Source organism: Actinophytocola sp. (assembly GCF_036555685.1).
In the GTDB taxonomy this organism is placed as follows: domain Bacteria; phylum Actinomycetota; class Actinomycetes; order Mycobacteriales; family Pseudonocardiaceae; genus Actinophytocola.
This window is the reverse complement of the sequence record NZ_DATBKY010000008.1, coordinates 1-16723: the sequence shown is the minus strand read 5'-3', so window position 1 is coordinate 16723 and position 16723 is coordinate 1. Positions and strand designations below refer to the sequence as shown.

Here is a 16723-nt window from a genome sequence, read left to right as displayed (position 1 = left end):
AGCCGCGTGATGTTGAACGGCTGCAGCACCGCGCTGTGCGGGCCGCTCCTTCCGCCGGCCACCACGATCCCGATGTCGTCGGGCGTGACGGCCGGGCGCAGCAGCTCGCGGTCGCCGTCGACGTGGTAGCAGCGGGCCTTCCACTCGCGCATGGCCTTGCCGTCCGTGCCGCCGACGCCGGTGATGTCGAGCGTGCCCTTCTCCCACAGGTACTCGCGCACGGACTTCTTGTCATACCCGTTGCGCGCCAGGTGTTTCGCGTGCACCGGGCCGATCACCACGAGCGGCTGGGCGGTGAACAGCAGCAGGTTCGACCCGCTCGACATCAGCGCGCCGGCGATGCCGTCGAGGATCGCGATCGGGTCCTGGGAGAGGATCGCGATGTTCTGCGGCGCGGTCACGCCGGCCGCGGTCACGACCGACCGGTCCGCGGCGAACCCACGTTCGACATGGAACGGCGCCCAGGGAGACTCCTCCTCGTTCTCCGCGATGCACGAGCCGTACTTGTTCGGGTTGCCCAGCGTGGACATGTCGCCGAGCTCCGGCAGCCCGCCGCCGATGTTGATCAGGCAGAGCCGGATGGCGCGGCCGATCGTGGCGTTCGCCCGCCAGCCCTGGCCGAACAGGTTGTGCCCGCTGTTGACGTCCAGCTCCGTGCGCGCCGGCCCGTTCACGACGAGCATCACGCCGGCCGGGTTCGTGGTGCCCTGCACGCCGTACAGGTTCAGCCCCGGGTCGAGCACCGCCCGGATCCCGGCCAGCACGACCGGGAAGTAGTCCGGGCGGCACCCGGCCATGACGGCGTTGACCGCCACGTGGTGGACGTAGGTGCGCCGCCAGCGCGGCGGCATCGTGCCGAGCGGCTCGGTGCCGTCGTGGTCGCCGAGCATGCGGGCCACGCGTTCCTCGGTGGGCGCGACGACCGGCAGGCCGTCGGTCCACCGTGACGCGTAGAAGTCGTCGGACATCGCCTCGGCGTCGTCGTAGGCGATGGGCTCGCCCGCGATCTCCTTGCCGGCCAACGACATCAGGCCCTCCCGTTCTCGGTGATGCCGGCGAGGATCTGGCCGAACGCGCGGTGGGCCCGCGCGACGGCCTCCTCGGTCGGCACGCCACCCATCGGGTACTCGACCATCGCGAGCGGCAGGCCCGGCAGGCCGAGCCCCTCGCTCTCGTACTCGGCGATCATGCGGAAGGTCTCGCCGACGATCGTCACGGTAGGGATGTTGCGCTTCTCCAGCTCCACGGCGTCATGGACACTCCACGACGTGCAGGAGCCTCAATCGCCGAGGGCGACGACGGCCGCGTCGCAGGTCTCGCCGATCTCGTCGAGCATCGCCGCCGGCGCGCCGCTGCTGCAGCTCGCCTTCTCCCGGTAGACCGTGCCGGCGATGCCCTGCCGCTCGCCGAGCAGGTCCTCGGTGGTGTGCAGCAGGACGTCGCAGTTGGGCTTGAGGTTGCCGATGAAGCCGATCCGCTTGCCGCGCAACGTGTCCAGCCGGCGGGCGAGCTGGAGCAGCTGCTGGTCGTCGAACGGTACCGGCCGGAACACGTACAACACTTCCGCCTCCCCGCATTTCAATGTGTTGGTTACGTTGGGCATGGAAGGTTTCGTTTGGTCACGTACCTGTGGCCGGCGTGCGTCACGTTCCCACTGAGGTGCGGTTTGCGAAGCACTCGGCCTGGTTCCCTATGCGCGGCCGTCCTCGCGGACGTCCACGGGGAACTCGACGGGTCCGGTCTCCTCCGACGGCAGCGCCATGATCCCGGTGCCGGGCATGATGTCGTCGCCGCGGTTGTTGGTCGTGTGGAACTCGACCTTCACGTAGCCGGTGCCGGTCTTGGCGCCGCGCCACTTGTCGACGACCTTGCCGTTGATACGGAAGACGTCACCGTTGAAGAACATGCCGCGGTACTGGAAGTCCAGCTCGGCCACCCAGCCGTCGTCGCCGACCCAGTTGGTGGCGAAGTAGGTCGCGTAGCCGCCGCGCTGGGAGCCGTAGTCGTACGCGGCCGGCATACCGATCTCGGCGGCCATGAAGTTGTCCCAGTGCACGCGTTCGACGGCCTGCGGGATGCCGGTCTCGGGGTCCTTGACGGCGACCTTGGGCGAGGACTTGCGGTACTGCTGCCAGTACTTGCCGCTGCGCACGTGCGGCGAGCCGATCGCCTGCAGCCAGGTGACCATGTCCGGCAAGGTGAGCGGTCCCTTCACGACGGGGTCGACGTCCTCGCCGATCTCCGTGCGCTCCCAGTACCGCGGGGTGGCGCCGCGCGGGATCTCGGCCTCGTACTCGGCATCGATCTGCGCGATCTCTTCATCGGTGTAGGTGGCGCGCTGGATGTCGGTGTACTTGCCGCGCTTCTTGGACTCCTCGCGCTCGGCCCGGATGACCGGCATGACCTGGATGGCGACGAGCTCGTCCTTCTGGTTGTAGAAGCGGATCTCGTCGGCCTGGATGTACATCTTCTTGCCCGCGAGCCGGCCCTCCATCGGGTCGGCGCGGACCAGCTCCTTGGTCGCGTGCATCTCGTCGCCCTCGTAGAGCGGGCGGAAGTAGCGCCACTCGTCGCCGGAGTGCAGGCCGTGCACGCCGGGCAGACCCTGGCCGCGGCGCAGGTCCCAGCTTCCCCAGGCGCCGGCGTAGAAGATCGCGGGCGGCGCGATGAGGCGGCCGTGGCGGGTGGTGGAGGCGTACTTGGGGTCGACGTAGAGCGGGTTGTCGTCGCCGACGCTGCGGGCCACGTGGGTGATGCTGTCCTGGTTGATGTGGCGCAGGTACGGCTGCTGGATGGGATACCGCTTGCCGAGCCGGGCCTTCAGCCTCGCCACCGCCTCATCGGTGATCTTGCCGTACTCCGGATTCGTGTCGTCGCTCATCAGACCTCCCGTTCACACACCCGTGCAGCAGCTATAGTAGAAGATATATTATCGCCTGTGCGTGGTCGAGAACAGTGGCGGCGCTGTGACGAATCCCCCAGGCGGCGGTTCGGGGTCAGCGGTCGGCTATGCGGCGGAGGTTCGCGTCCACTCGGACGGTGATGCCCAGCGAGTCCAGGTGCTCGAAGAACGGCACCGCCACCCGGCGGGTCGTGTGCAGCGCCTGGCGGGCGTCGGACAGCGTGAACGGCTGCGGCAGGGCCACGAGCACCGACCGGGCCGCCTCGGGGGCCGTCGGATGCAGGATGACCTCCGTGGGCAGGCGGAGGACCATGCCCGCGGCCGCGGCGGCGGCCAGGATCTCCCGGGTCAGACCCGCGTCGGCGAGCTCCGGCACGCTCGGGGCGTCCAGCGGGTTCGCCGCCAGGCGGCGGCAGACCTCGTCCAGGGCGCGCCGTGCCGCGTTCGAGAAGCCGGGCGCCGCGCCGGGACGTGTGATGCGGCCGCCGCGGGCCACGAGCGCGCCGCCGGAGTCGCGCACCAGCGCCTCGACCAGCCGCAGGTCGGGCACGCCGATCGCCTGGGCGGCCGCCTTCGCCGGCAGGCCCGGTTCGAGGGGCGCGGCGGCCCGGTGCTCGTCGACCGCCGCGGCGAGGTCCTTGCCCCAGCGTTGCCACGTCGCCGGGTCCACCAGGTGGTCGCCGACCGACACCAGCTCCGGAGGCGCGGGATCGGCGCCGCCGAGCACGCCCACCGCGGCCAGCCACTCCCGCGTGACGCTCCCCCGCCGCGCCACCTCGGCCAGCACGTCCGGGCTGCCGGTCGCCTCCTCGAGCTCGATCGCCCGGTTCAGCGCGGCCCCGCGGCGGCGCAGCTGCGGCGGGTCCACGTCCAGCACCACCACGCCGGTCGCCAGCCGGCTCGACGGCTCGCGCAGCACAGCCCGGTCACCGGGCTGCAGCGGCAGCGGCGAGGCGAGCCGTACCCGCGCGGTGTCCTCGCCGAACGGGCGCACCCGGCACGGCACCGCCGCGGAACCGATGTGCAGCAACAGGTCCCCGGGCAGGTCCGCGGGGTCGAGAGAGGACAACCGGACGTCGAAGGCGGAGGTACGGACCCAGCGGTCCGGCGTGATCAGCACGTGCCCGCGGCGCACCTCCTCGACCGGCAACCCGCGCAGGTTGACCGCCACCCGCGCCACCGCGGCGACCGACTCGTGCCGCTCCCCCATCGACTCCAGCCCGCGCACCCGCACCTCGGTCCCCGCCGGGGCGAGCAGCAGCCGGTCGTTCGTGTGCAGCGTGCCCGCGCCCAGCGTGCCGGTGACGACCGTGCCGCTCCCCCGCACGGTGAACGCCCGGTCGACGAACAGGCGCACCCGGCCGTCCGTCACCGGCGGCGGCAGCGATGCGACGAGCCGGTCCAGCGCCGCGCGTACCTCGGGGAGGCCGGCGCCGGTGACCGCGCTGACCGCGACCGCCTCGACGTCGCCGAGCGAGGTGCGGGCGAGCCGCTCGCGCGCGTAGGACAGGGCGGGAGCGGGGTCGGCGAGGTCTGCGCGGGTGACCACCAGCAGGCCGTGCCGCACGCCCAGCGAGTCGAGGACCTCGACGTGCTCGCTGGTCTGCGCGCGCCACCCCTCGTCCGCCGCGACCACCACGACCACGCCCGGCACCGGGCCGACCCCGGCGAGCATCGTGCCGATGAACCGCTCGTGCCCGGGCACGTCGACGAACGCCACGGTCTCGCCACCGGGCAGCGTCGTCCACGCGAAGCCCAGGTCGAGCGTCATGCCCCGGCGGCGCTCCTCGGCGAGCCGGTCGGGCTCGATCCCGGTCAGCGCGCGGACCAGCGTCGACTTACCGTGGTCGACGTGGCCGGCGGTGGCGAGCACGTGCATGGCGAGACGTCCCTCGGGGAAAGCTGGCGGAGGCGGACAGGAATCGAACCTGCCTGACCCGGATACCGGGCCACGTCGGTTTTGAAGACCGCGGCGTCCACCAGGAACACGTACGCCTCCGGATAGAGAGTATAGCGGCGTAGGCTTACCGGTATGACGACCGCGGTCCGCCTCACCCAGTACGCCCACGGCGGTGGCTGCGCCTGCAAGATACCGCCGGGCGAGCTCGAGGACATGGTGAGTGGCCTGCTCGGCACCGGGCCCGCGGAGACCGAGCTGCTCGTCGGGCTGGACAGCGGCGACGACGCGGCCGCGGTGCGCCTCGACGGGGACACCGCCATTCTGTCCACAACGGACTTCTTCACGCCCGTGGTCGACGACGCCTACGACTGGGGCCGCATCGCCGCGGCCAACGCGCTGTCGGACATCTACGCGATGGGTGGCACGCCGCTGCTCGCGGTGAACCTGCTCGGCTGGCCCCGCGACGTGCTGCCGGCCGAGCTCGCCACCGAGGTTCTTCGCGGCGGGCTCGCGGTCGCCGGCCAGGCCGGCTGCCACCTCGCGGGCGGCCACTCGATCGACGACCCGGAGCCGAAGTACGGCCTCGCGGTCACCGGCACCGCGCACCCGGATCGCCTGCTGCGCAACGACTCCGCGGCCGCCGGGCTGCCGATCAGCCTGACCAAGCCGCTCGGCGTGGGCGTGCTCAACAACCGGCACAAGCAGACCGGCGAGGTGTTCGCGAACGCGGTCGAGTCCATGGCCGCGCTGAACCGCGACGCGGCCGCCGCGGCCCTCACGGCCGGCGTGCGCGCGGCCACCGACGTGACCGGCTTCGGGCTGCTCGGCCACCTGCACAAGATGGCGCGCGCGAGCGGGGTCACCGCGGTCGTGTCGGCCGCGGCCGTGCCCTACCTGGACGGCGCCGTCGCGGCCGCGCGCGAGGGCTTCGTGTCCGGTGGCACCAAGCGCAACCTCGACTGGGTCCGCCCACACCTCGACGCGGGCGACGCGGACGAGCTCACCCTGCTGCTGCTCGCGGACGCGCAGACCTCCGGCGGCCTGCTGATCGCCGGCGAGATCCCGGGCGCACCGGTGATCGGCGAGTTCGTGCCGGCGGTGCCCGGAACGACCGTGCGGCTCCGCTAGGCGACGTGCTCGCGGGCCGGCAGCCAGCGGTCGGGCCGACCGGGCTCCCAGCGGACGCGGCCCTCGACGGCGAGCCGGTATAGGTGGGAGAACGTCTCGCCGATGGCCGAGCGCCGCGCCCGGCCCTGCAGCCGCTCGAACGGGCGGGACCAGCGCACCGCGCAGGCCACCTCCCACACCGTGCCGGCCCCGGCGCCGACCGCCGCCACGATCTCCGTGAGCCGCTCGTCGTGGTGGGCGGCCAGCACGTCCAGCCGGTCCCACAACCCGGTGAAGGCGCGCTCGTGTCCGGGCAGGACGGTGACGTCGCCGAAGGCGCGGACCTTCCGGACCGAGGCCATGAAGTCCCGCAGCGGGTCCACATCGGACTGCGGGCGCTTCGAGATGTTCGGGGTGACGCGGGGCAGGATGTGGTCGCCGGTGAACAGCAGGCCGCGCTGCCGGTCGTGGAAGCAGAGGTGACCTGGCGTGTGGCCGGGCGTGTGCACGGCCACCAGGGCGCCGTCCGTGCCGGGCACCGCCTGGCCGTCGACCAGATCGCGCTCGGGCACCACCGTCGAGATGCGGGCCTTGATGTCCTCCTCGTCCGCGGCGAGCTCCGCGAACTCCGAGGGCGGCGCGCCGGCCTGGCGCAGCCACTCGGCGAGGTCGGCGATCGCCCGCTCCCGGTCGTGCCGGTTCGCGGCGATGCGCGGCCGCTCCGCCGGGTGCACCGCGATCCACGCGGGCGAGGCGGCGCGGATCCGTTCCGCCAGCCCGTAGTGGTCGGGGTGGATGTGGGTGACCACGACGCCGACCACGTCGTCGAGGCCGGCGCCCGCCGCGGCGAGCCCCGCGCGGAAGGCGTCCCAGCACTCCGCGGAGTCCCAGCCGGCGTCGACGACGAGCACGCCGCCGGCCACGGGTAGGACGTAGGAGAAAGCGAAGCCGAGCGGGTTCGGGAACGGCAGGGCGACGCTCCACACGCCGCCGGCGACCTCGGCCGGTCCGGGCACGGTCTCCATCACCCCTCCTCGCGTCGACAGTGTGCTATATCGTATAGGAGGAGCGGTCACGCGCCGAAGGGGCGCGTCGTGTGGCGTGGATCAGGCGTCGACCTCCGATCGGTCGCCGGCCCACACCGTGTGGAACGCGCCCTCGCGGTCCACGCGGCGGTAGGTGTGCGCCCCGAAGTAGTCGCGCAGGCCCTGGATCAGCGCGGCCGGCAGGCGCTCGGCACGCAGCGCGTCGTAGTACGCGAGCGACGAGGAGAACGCCGGGGTCGGGATGCCGGCCCGCGCGGCGTGGGCGACCACGCGCCGCCACGCGTCCTGGCCCTGCCCGACCGCGTCCGCGAAGTACGGCGCCACGAGCAGCGACTCCAGGTGCGGGTTCGCCTCGTAGGACTCCCGGATGCGGTCGAGGAACCGTGCGCGGATGATGCAGCCGCCGCGCCAGATGGTGGCCATCGCGCCCAGGTCGATGTCCCAGCCGTACTCGGCGCTCGCCGCGGTCATCTGGTCGTAGCCCTGCGCGTAGGCGACGACCTTGGACGCGTAGAGCGCCTTGCGGACGTCGTCGACGAACGCGTCCCGGTCGGCCACCGGCACCGAGCCGCGGTCGGGACCGGGCAGCGTCGCGCGCGCGGCCGACCGCTGCTCCGGGTGTGCGGACAGGCCGCGGGCGAACGTCGCCTCCGCGATACCCGTCACGGGCACCCCGAGGTCCAGCGCGGTCTGCACGGTCCAGCGGCCGGTGCCCTTCTGCTCGGCCTGGTCCAGCACGACGTCGACGAAGCTCTTGCCGGTCGCCGCGTCGCTGTGCCCGAGCACCTCGGCGGTGATCTCGATCAGGAACGACTCCAGGTCACCCGAGTTCCAGTCGGCGAAGATCGTGGCGAGCTCGGCCGGCGAGGCGCCGAGGCCGTCGCGCAGCAGGTCGTAGGCCTCGGCGATCAGCTGCATGTCGGCGTATTCGATGCCGTTGTGCACCATCTTGACGAAGTGACCCGCGCCGTCCGGGCCGACGTGCGTGCAGCACGGCGTGCCGTCGACCTGCGCGGCGATCTTCTCGAACATCGGGCCCAGCGAGGCGTACGACTCGGCCGAGCCGCCCGGCATGATGCTCGGTCCGAGCAGCGCGCCCTCCTCGCCGCCGGACACGCCCGCGCCGACGAAGTGCAGGCCGTGCTCGCGCAGGGCCGCCTCGCGGCGGCGGGTGTCGGCGAAGTGCGCGTTGCCGCAGTCGATCACGATGTCGCCGTCCTCGAGCAGCGGCACCAGCTCGTCGATGACCGCGTCGGTCGGCGCGCCGGCCTTCACCATGATCACCACGCGCCGGGGCCGCTCCAGCGCCGCGACGAACTCCTCCATCGTCTCGGCCGCCACGAAGGTGCCCTCGTCACCGTGCTCCTCGACCAGTGACTTCGTCCGCGCCACGGAGCGGTTGTGCAGCGCCACCGCGTACCCGTTGCGGGCGAGGTTGCGGGCGAGGTTGCGGCCCATGACCGCGAGGCCGGTGACGCCGATCTGTGCCGGAGTGGGCATTGGGGTCCTCTCGTCGCGTGTTCTCGCCGCAACCTTGCCGCAGGACGGGCCCGATGTCAGCACGGAGATGGCGTCCGCCTCAGCGATATCGTGGTGCCATGTTGCTCGCCGAGGAGTTGCTGCTGCTGGCACTGGACGACGAGTCGGGCAAGGTCGTGGTGACCGAGCTCGACAAGGGGCTCGCCGGCGCCGTGCTCGTCGAGCTCACGCTCGCCGAGCGGGTCCGGGTGGCCGAGAAGGGCGAGTCCGTGCGCGCCGGCCGGCTGGTGCTGCGGCCGGGCCCGGCACCCGCCGATCCGATCCTGGCGAACGGGCTCGCGGTGCTCGCCCACCGGGAGGGCCGCAAGCCCGAGTACGTCCTCGACGCGCTCGCGAACGACCTGCGCCGCAAGCTCGCCGACCGGCTCGTCGAGGCGGGCGTGCTGCGCCGCGAGAAGCGCAAGGTGCTCGGGTTGTTCCCCGCCGAGCGGCTGCCCGCCCAGGACAGCACGCACGAGGCGACCGTCCGCGAGCGGATCCGCGCCGCGCTGGCCGGTGCGCGGCCCGACGAGCGCACCGCCGCGCTCATCTCGCTGCTCTCCGCGCTGAACGCGGTGACCACGGTGGTCGCCGTGCCGGACAAGCGCGCGGCGAACCGGCGCGCCAACGAGATCGCCAAGGGCCAGTGGGCGGCGGCCGCGGTCCGCAAGGCCATCGAGACGGTGTACGCGGCGACGGCCGCGGCCGCGGCGGTGGCCACGACGGCCGCGGTGAACTCGGGAAACTAGTATCCCGCGGAAATTCGGTGCCTAGGTCGGTGGAGCCAGGTTTCTGCTGGCAAGGCGCCGATTCGCCCTCGTACTGGACCGTACTCGCGTGGATCGGCAACGCCGCCAGCAGGAAGCTGGACCAGCGAATTATGTGCCAGATTTCCGACTCAGGACACTAGTCACGCCGCGACACGATCGCCTGGGTGGCGGCGAGGCTGCCGGCGAGCACGGCCACGGCCAGCGCGAGGTACGCGAGTTCGGGCAGCAGCATGTCCGCGGGCTCGGTGCGCTCTTCGGTCAGCAGCATGACGAGCGTGTTGACCGGCGGCAGGCCGCGCACGAGCAGGAAGGTCATGATCAGCACGAGCGTGGCGAGCAGCGCGTAGCCCTGGCGGCGGAACACCAGCCGGGAGGTCGGCATGCCGATCGCGATCCCGAAGCACGCGCCGGTCAGCAGCGCGGCCGCGCCGACGATCAGGTCGACCGGCCCGTAGGCGCGGTTGCCGAGGACGAAGGGCAGCGTCAGCAGGACCGCGCTCAGCACCGCGAACGTCGCCAGCACGACCACCGCCACGGCGGCCAGCTGTGGCCACGACCGGCCCGCGTTGACCGTGGTGATCGCGCGCTGGACCGGGTCCTCGGCGGTCACCAGCACGACCGTGAGCCACGCGGCGCACACGAACGCGACCGCGGTCATCGGGGCGAAGATCGGCACCATCGGCTCGACGCCCGCGTCGTGGGCGAACGTGCCGATGCAGATGACGAACAGCAGCACCGGCGGCAGGTAGCGCTGCGAGTGGACCATGACGGCGACGGTGTAGCGGACGAGCGCGATCACGCCGCACCTCCGGCGGCCTCGGCGGCTGCCTCCGCGCCGGCCCCGGGAGCTGGCTGGAGCGCCGCGCCGAGCCCGCCCGTCACCACCGCGACGGGCTCGTCGACCCGCAGCACCGACCAGCGGTCCTTGAGCACGGACATCAGCAGCTCGTCCGCCTCGGATCGCTTGACCTGCACGAAGACCTTCTCGCCGTCGTGGGCCATGGACATCGCGCCGGAGAGCTGCTTGGGCAGGGCGAGGGGCTGGTCGAGGTCGGTGTCCGGCGGCGGGGCGAGCACGAGCCGGGTGACGAGCACCGGTTCGGCGTCGAGCTCGATCAGCCCGCCGGCCGCGACTTCCAGCACGCGGGTGGCGCCGACCGTCTGGCGGTGGTCGGTGTAGACGACCGTGCCGTCCGCGCCGGCGATCTCCTCGACGAGCTCGGCGAGCACGGTGTGCGCGGTGGCGTCCAGGCCGGCCCACGCCTCGTCGAGGACGAACAGCCGCGGCCGGACCATGACGGCCTGCGCGATCGCCACCTTCTGCAGGTTTCCGTTGGACAGCCGGCGAAGCGGCGTGCCCCGGCCGCCGGAGAGCCCGAGCCGGTCGAGCAGGCGGCCGGCGCGGTCGACGGCGTCCTTGGTGGTCAGCCCGCGCACCCGGCCCATGTGGGTCAGGTAGGACAGCGCGCTGAGGGCGTCGTCGTCGGGGAAGTACTCCGGGACGTAGCCGACCTCCCTCGGCCGGCCGGTGACCGTGCCGCTCGTCGGCCGCACGACGCCCACGAGCAGGCGCAACAGGGTCGACTTGCCCGAGCCGTTGAGGCCGGTGATCGCCACGACCTCACCGGGCACGAGGTCCAGGTCGACCTTGTCGAGCACCATCCGGCCGGTTCCGTATCGCTTGCCAACTCCCCGAAGCCGCATCGCCTTATCTAACGCCATCACATGCCGTGATCACGTCGGCCGATGGTCGGGGATTTGCGACTGTTCACCCGAGTTCGGCGGTCACAGTCCGAGAAGGCCGCCGAGAAGCCCGCCGTCCTCCCGGTCGTGCCCGTTGCCGTGGCCGCGCCCGTTGCCCGGATCGCGCTGGTCACTGCCGTCGCCTTGCTGCGGCGGCGCGGTCGGCTGGGACGGCTGCGACGACTGCGGCGGGCGCGCCGGTTTGGACCGGTTCTTGGCGCTGCTCGAGGACTCCGGCGGCGCTGCCTGCCGCTGACCCGGTGCCTGCGGGTACGACTGCCCCGGTGGCTGCGGGGCGTTCCGGTCGGTCGGCTGCACGACCTGGGGCGGCTGCTCGCCGGAGGGCCGGGCCGGCTGCTCGGTGCCCGTGGTCGCGAGCACCACGGCGAGCGCGGAGATGGCGAGGCCCATCCCGGTGAGCCCGGCGTAGGCGGGCCGGATGTGCCGGGCGGTGCCCGGTTCCTTGCGCTCCTTGGTCTCCCTGCCGGGAAGCGACGGCTCGACCGCGTCCTCCTCGCTGCGCGGAAGCGGGAGCGGGAACTCGGCGGTGTCGCCGGCGAGGATGTTGCGGAGCATCTCGGCGGCGCGGTCCGCGGTGGGGCGCGCGTCCGGGTCCGGGTCGGTCATGGCGGCCAGCACCACGCGCCACTCGCCGCCGAGCCCGAAGGGCAGGCACTCGGCGAGCAGCATCCCGAGCGAGTAGACGTCGCCGGACACGGTGCCGAGCCCGTAGTCGGCGCCGAAGCCGGTCAGGTGGCCGTCGCCGTCCGCGTCGATCAGCACGTTGTGGGCGTCGACGTCGCCGTGCACGACGCCGCGCTCGTGCACGTAGGCCAGCACCTCGGCGAGCTGGGCGCCTAGCCGGGCCACGGCCCTGGGCTCCAGGCCCTCCGGCTGGACGAGGTCGCTCAGCGGACCGCCGTCGATCAGCCGCATGACCATGTACGGCGTCTGGGCGTCGAGGTTCACGTCGTAGACGGTGACGAGACCCGGATGGGACAGCCCACCCAGCACCTGGGCCTCGTTGGCGAACCGGGCGAGACCGTCCTGGTCGGGAACGGTGTGGAAGGCCTTGACCGCGACCTCGCGCTCGAGGCGCACGTCGTCGGCGGAGTACACGGTGGTGGTACGGCCGGAACCAACCCTGGTGCGCAGTACGTATCTGTCGCCCAGAGTTCCCGTGGTCGTCCAGTCCGTGTGGTGCATGATGGGTAACCCTCCGTCGAGCATAGGGGCTACCCGGGTGATCGCGTGGCGAAACGGGCAAGATCGCTAGCCGGGAAAGTCGAAACGATAGCCCTGACCTGCGAGCCAGGGCAGCAGAATGCGTAGCGCGGCGACCGTCTGGTCGCGCCGGCCACCACCGTCGTGAAGCAGGATCACCGAGCCCGGCCGGACGTTCTGCCGCACCGCCGCGACGATCTTCGCCACGCCCGGGCGGCTCCAGTCGCGCGGGTCGACCGACCAGCCGAGTGGCCGCATGCCGTGCCGGGCCGCGGTGTGCTCGAGCGTCGGCGTCCAGTTGCCGCCGGGTGCGCGGAAGTACCGGATGCCGACGTCGTCGCCGGCCGCGTCGCGCAACAGGTCGCTCGCCTCGACCAGCTCGCGCTCGATGGCCGCCGCGGACCGGCGGGACAGCTGCTCGTCGTGGCTGACGGTGTGGTTGCACAGCCGCATGCCGGCGTCGACGACCTCGCGCACGACGTCCGGGTGCTCGCGGACCTGCTTGCCGACCATGCAGAACGTGGCGACCGCGTGGTGGTCGGCGAGCACCTCGAGGACCTGGCGGGTGTAGTCCTGGTGCGGGCCGTCGTCGAAGGTCAGGGCCACGACCTTGTCGGTCGTGCGCAGCTGGCGGACGACGTCGGGAGCCACCGGGGCCGGCTTGCGCACCGGTGCCGCCGAGGGTGCGACGTTCGCGCGGTCGGCGACCACGGGGTCGGGCTGGAGCGCCTGGAGCGCTAACGCGACCAGCAGCACCGTGCTCGCGATGAGAACGGCCCAGCGGTAGACGTACGGCGGCCTCAGTACCTGACTACGCACGGTCGCCTCCGGCTATCCGTACCGCACTCACTCATTCGGGGTGCACGGTAACCCGCAGGTGTCACAACAGGCCGCTATCGTGCAACGACACGCCGCAGCCGCGTCACGAGCGTGGGTCTACGATCGTGACGCACAGGAATCAATCGACCGGACTACGCGGTGACGACGGTGGACGGACCGAGCAAGGAGAGCGGCCGGGAACGGGTCGGGCGCGCCGCCTACGAGTTGTTCAGCCGGGAGGGCACGGCGACGGTCGGCGTCGACGCGATCATCGCCCGGGCCGGCACGGCGAAGATGACGCTGTACCGGAACTTCCCGTCCAAGACCGACCTGATCCTCGACTTCCTCCGCCGCCGCGAGCGGCTGTGGACCGAGGAGTGGCTGCAGGCCGAGAGCCAGCGCCGCGGCAAGACGCCCGCCCAGCAGCTGCTCGCGATCTTCGACGTGTTCGCCGAATGGTTCGCCCGGCCGGACTTCGAGGGCTGCTCGTTCCTGACCACGATGCTCGAGACCGCGGGCAAGGACGCCGCGGTCCACCAGGCGAGCGTGCAGCACCTTGCCAACATCCGGCACTACCTCAAGGGCCTGGCCGCCGCGGCGGGCGTGGCGAACGCCGACTCCTTCGCCCGCCAGTGGCACATCCTCATGAAGGGCTCGATCATGGCCGCGCACGAGGGCGACACGGCCGCCGCGGGCCGGGCCCGCGAGGTGGGCGTGATCCTGCTGCGCGCGCACGGCGTCGATCCCGAGTAGCCGACCACCCGTTGTGTGGACCCGCGGCGGATCCGGCATCCTGTTGCCCGCGCGGTGAGCCGCGCGGGGTGGAGGGAAACGGATGGACGCGGCACCGCGGCTCGCCGTACCGGAGAGTGTGGACAACCCGGCGCGGCAGAGCCCACCCCGTCGCGGACTCGCGGGCTGGCTGCTCAAACACCAGGTCGCGCCGGTCGGCCGGGCGACCGACGAGGCACACGCGCACAAGCCGCAGGCCTGGTGGAAGGTCATGTGCCTGACCGGAGTGGACTATTTCTCCACCCTGTCGTACCTGCCCGCCATCGCCGCGCTCGCGGCCGGGGCGCTCTCCCCGCTCGCCACGCTGCTGATCGTCGCGCTGACGTTGTTCGGGATGTTGCCGATGTACCGGCGGGTCGCGCGGGAGAGCCCGCACGGGCAGGGCTCGGTGGCGATGCTCGAGTCCCTGCTCCCGTTCTGGCGCGGCAAGATCTTCGTGCTGGTGCTGCTCGGGTTCGTCGCCACGTCGTGGATCATCACGATCACGCTGTCGGCCGCCGACGCGTCCGTCCACATGGTGGAGAACCCGGCGCTGCCGGGTTTCCTGCACGGCAAGGAAGTCCTCATCACGGTCGTGCTGCTGCTGATCCTCGGTGGCGTGTTCCTGCTCGGCTTCAGCGAGGCGATCGGCGTCGCGATCCCGCTCGTGGCCGTGTTCCTGACGCTCAACGCGGTGATCGTGGTCGTCGGCGCCGGCGAGGTGTTCGCGACGCCGGACGCGCTGTCGACGTGGGTGGACCGGCTGACCGAGAACGGCGGCGGCTTGTTCGGCATCGTCGGGCCGGCCGTGCTCGCGTTTCCCTTGCTGGTGCTCGGTCTGTCCGGGTTCGAGACCGGGGTCAGCATGATGCCGCTGATCAAGGCGGACGGTGAGAACGCGAAGGACCGCCTGGAGTCGCGGGTGCGCAACACCGGCCACCTGCTCGCGACCGCCGCGCTGATCATGTCCGTGTACCTGATCGCGACGACCTTCATCACGACCGTGCTGATCCCGCCGGAGGAGTTCGAGCCCGGCGGCGCCGCGAACGGGCGCGCGCTCGCCTACCTCGCGCACGAGTACCTGGGCAACGCGTTCGGCACGATCTACGACGTCAGCAGCATCCTCATCCTGTGGTTCGCCGGCGCGTCGGCGATGGCCGGGCTGATCAACATCGTGCCGCGCTACCTGCCCGCGTACGGCATGGCGCCGGAGTGGGGCCGCGCGGTACGGCCGGTCGTGCTGGTCTACACGGTGATCAGTATCGGCATCACGATCGCGTTCGGTGCGGATGTGAACGCGCAGGCCGGCGCGTACGCGACCGGCATACTGGCGATGATGGTGTCGGGGGCGGTCGCGGTGACGATCTCCACGCTGCGGCACCGCCGGCCTGGCGCGGCCGTCGCGTTCTCCGTGCTGACGCTGATCCTGCTCTACGCGCTGATCGCGAACGTCGTGGAGAAGCCGGACGGGATCGCGATCTCGGCGGCGTTCATCGCGGGGATCATCGTCGTGTCGCTGATCTCGCGGGTCACCCGGACCACCGAGCTGCGCGTGGAGCAGATCGACTTCGACGAGACCGCACGGCGGTTCATCACGGAGAACATCGAGCATGACGGCCGGCTCGACCTGGTGGCGAACAAGCGCCAGGCCGGCGACGACGCGGAGTACCGGGCCAAGGAGGAGGAGCAGCGCGGGCTGAACCCGCTGCCGGGCCAGGCGGACGTGCTCTTCCTGGAGGTCGACGTGGTCGACCCGTCGGACTTCGCGAAGGTACTGCGCGTGTACGGCGTCGACGTCGGCGGCCACCGGGTCCTGCGGGCGAAGGCGCCGGCGGTGCCGAACGCCATCGCGGCCGTCCTGATCGCCCTCCGCGACGCGACAGACGTGCTGCCGCAGTGCCACTTCGAGTGGTCGGAGGGCAACCCGCTGGGCCTGCTGTTCCGCTACCTGATCCTGGGCCAGGGCGACACCCCGCCGGTCGTCCGCGAGATCATCCGCCAGCACGAGGGCGACCCGTCGCGCCGCCCGGGCATCCACGTGGGCGGCTAGAACAGGTACAGGCAGAACGGGTGGCCGTCCGGGTCGAGGCAGACGACGACCTGCTCCTGCGGCTGGTACTCCGCGACCTGCGCGCCCTGCGCCAGCGCGAACTCGCGGGCCGAGGACAGGTCCGCGACCTTGATGTCCAGATGGCACATCGGCTGCTGCTCGCCCGCCTTGCTGGGCCACACGGGGCGCACGTAGTGCTCGTCGGCGTGGAAGGACAGGCCCGGGCCGCCGTCCGGGCGGTCGAGCATGACCCAGCCCGGCTCGTTCGTCACCACCGGCCAGCCCAGCAGCCGGTGGTAGAAGTCGGCCAGCGCCTCGGGATCCGGCGAGCTGAGCACGGTCGCGGTGAGCGTCATCGCTGGTCGGTCACTCATCGAAACCACGGTAGGTGCTCCCCGGCAGGCCCCGTTCGGCGAGAATGATCGTCGTGCGGTTCGGGATCCTGGGGGGCTTGGCGGTACGGGACGACGCCGGCGAGGCGGTCTCCGTCGGTGGGCCGCGGCCTCGTGCGCTGCTCGTCATGCTGCTGCTCGACGCGGGCCGCGCCGTGCCCGTCGAGCGGCTCATCGCCGGCCAGTACGGGGACGCGCCACCCGCGGACGCGCTCAATGCCGTGCAGGCACAGGTCTCCCGGCTGCGCAAGACGATCCCGGGCATCGAGCTCGACGCCACCGGCTACCGGCTCGACACCGACCCCGACGACGTCGACGCGCTGCGGTTCGAGCGCCTCGTGGGCGAAGGTCGACGGCAGCTCGCGGCAGGCGACCACGCGGCCGCACGCGAGACGCTGCGCGAGGCGCTGGGCCTCTGGCGCGGCGAGCCACTACCCGACCTGCCGCACGCCGGCACCCTCGTCACCCGGCTCATCGAGCT

General features: G+C 72.1%; 16 protein-coding genes and 1 tRNA gene. 5 read left to right on the top strand and 12 right to left on the bottom strand.

The genetic code is table 11. The annotated features are described in order from the left end of the window. From VH969_RS00875 to VH969_RS00850, 5 genes are all read right to left on the bottom strand, one after another. The coding region (locus VH969_RS00875) for a hypothetical protein (RefSeq protein WP_527249141.1) at positions 1-1028 on the bottom strand (1028 nt) is incomplete at its 3' end. Next, entirely contained in the window at positions 1028-1552 is a 525-nt protein-coding gene (locus VH969_RS34625; RefSeq protein WP_422653107.1) for a UGSC family (seleno)protein, read from the bottom strand. The genes VH969_RS34625 and VH969_RS00875, both read right to left, overlap by 1 nt. Positions 1553-1690: 138 nt before the next feature. After that, positions 1691-2881 (bottom strand): FAS1-like dehydratase domain-containing protein, encoded by a 1191-nt coding sequence (locus VH969_RS00860; RefSeq protein WP_331968680.1) that lies wholly within the window; start codon positions 2879-2881, stop codon positions 1691-1693. 115 nt (positions 2882-2996) lie between these two features. Beyond that, entirely contained in the window at positions 2997-4781 is a 1785-nt protein-coding gene (gene selB / locus VH969_RS00855; RefSeq protein ID WP_331968677.1) for a selenocysteine-specific translation elongation factor, read from the bottom strand. A 24-nt stretch (positions 4782-4805) separates the two neighbouring features. Then, positions 4806-4901 (bottom strand) — tRNA-Sec (locus tag VH969_RS00850). Positions 4902-4934: 33 nt separating this feature from the next. Here VH969_RS00850 and selD point away from each other — a divergent pair. Next, positions 4935-5930, top strand: a complete 996-nt coding sequence (gene selD / locus VH969_RS00845) for a selenide, water dikinase SelD (protein WP_331968674.1) — start codon at positions 4935-4937, stop codon at positions 5928-5930. On the opposite strand, the gene VH969_RS00840 is transcribed toward selD, so the two are convergent. Beyond that, positions 5927-6934, bottom strand: coding sequence for an MBL fold metallo-hydrolase (locus tag VH969_RS00840; RefSeq protein WP_331968671.1), 1008 nt, complete (start codon positions 6932-6934; stop codon positions 5927-5929). The two genes, selD and VH969_RS00840, sit on opposite strands and share 4 nt — an antisense overlap. A gap of 81 nt (positions 6935-7015) precedes the next feature. After that, the gene (gene gnd / locus VH969_RS00835; RefSeq protein ID WP_331968668.1) at positions 7016-8455 is read right to left on the bottom strand and encodes an NADP-dependent phosphogluconate dehydrogenase; all 1440 of its coding nucleotides are present in this window, start codon (positions 8453-8455) and stop codon (positions 7016-7018) included. A 98-nt stretch (positions 8456-8553) separates the two neighbouring features. On the opposite strand from gnd, the gene VH969_RS00830 reads away from it, so the two are divergent. After that, positions 8554-9222: a GOLPH3/VPS74 family protein gene (locus VH969_RS00830; RefSeq protein ID WP_331968665.1), complete on the top strand. Its 669-nt coding sequence runs from the start codon at positions 8554-8556 to the stop codon at positions 9220-9222. Between the two features lie 157 nt (positions 9223-9379). Here VH969_RS00830 and VH969_RS00825 read toward each other — a convergent pair whose 3' ends face one another. The 4 genes from VH969_RS00825 to VH969_RS00810 form a co-directional block, all read right to left on the bottom strand. Beyond that, positions 9380-10042, bottom strand: a complete 663-nt coding sequence (locus VH969_RS00825) for a hypothetical protein (protein ID WP_331968662.1) — start codon at positions 10040-10042, stop codon at positions 9380-9382. Beyond that, positions 10039-10905 (bottom strand): ATP-binding cassette domain-containing protein, encoded by an 867-nt coding sequence (locus VH969_RS00820; RefSeq protein WP_331968659.1) that lies wholly within the window; start codon positions 10903-10905, stop codon positions 10039-10041. The genes VH969_RS00825 and VH969_RS00820 overlap by 4 nt, the downstream gene beginning before the upstream one ends. A gap of 123 nt (positions 10906-11028) precedes the next feature. Beyond that, complete coding sequence (locus VH969_RS00815; RefSeq protein WP_331968656.1) at positions 11029-12192, bottom strand: serine/threonine protein kinase; 1164 nt, start codon at positions 12190-12192, stop codon at positions 11029-11031. 66 nt (positions 12193-12258) lie between these two features. Further along, a complete protein-coding gene (locus tag VH969_RS00810; RefSeq protein WP_331968653.1) occupies positions 12259-13029 on the bottom strand; it encodes a polysaccharide deacetylase family protein in 771 nt (256 codons plus the stop codon). A gap of 168 nt (positions 13030-13197) precedes the next feature. Between VH969_RS00810 and VH969_RS00805 the strand changes: the two genes are divergently transcribed. Together VH969_RS00805 and VH969_RS00800 are read left to right on the top strand one after the other, a co-directional pair. Further along, a complete protein-coding gene (locus VH969_RS00805) occupies positions 13198-13782 on the top strand; it encodes a TetR/AcrR family transcriptional regulator (protein ID WP_331968650.1) in 585 nt (194 codons plus the stop codon). An 82-nt stretch (positions 13783-13864) separates the two neighbouring features. Beyond that, positions 13865-15850, top strand: coding sequence for an APC family permease (locus VH969_RS00800; protein WP_331968647.1), 1986 nt, complete (start codon positions 13865-13867; stop codon positions 15848-15850). Here the strand turns inward: VH969_RS00800 and VH969_RS00795 are convergent. After that, positions 15847-16224 carry a VOC family protein gene (locus VH969_RS00795; RefSeq protein WP_331968644.1) on the bottom strand — a complete coding sequence of 126 codons (378 nt, stop codon included), beginning with the start codon at positions 16222-16224 and terminating at the stop codon, positions 15847-15849. The genes VH969_RS00800 and VH969_RS00795 overlap by 4 nt on opposite strands. A gap of 53 nt (positions 16225-16277) precedes the next feature. On the opposite strand from VH969_RS00795, the gene VH969_RS00790 reads away from it, so the two are divergent. Then, positions 16278-16723, top strand: a 446-nt coding sequence (locus VH969_RS00790) for an AfsR/SARP family transcriptional regulator (RefSeq protein WP_331968641.1), incomplete at its 3' end; no start/stop codon positions are given.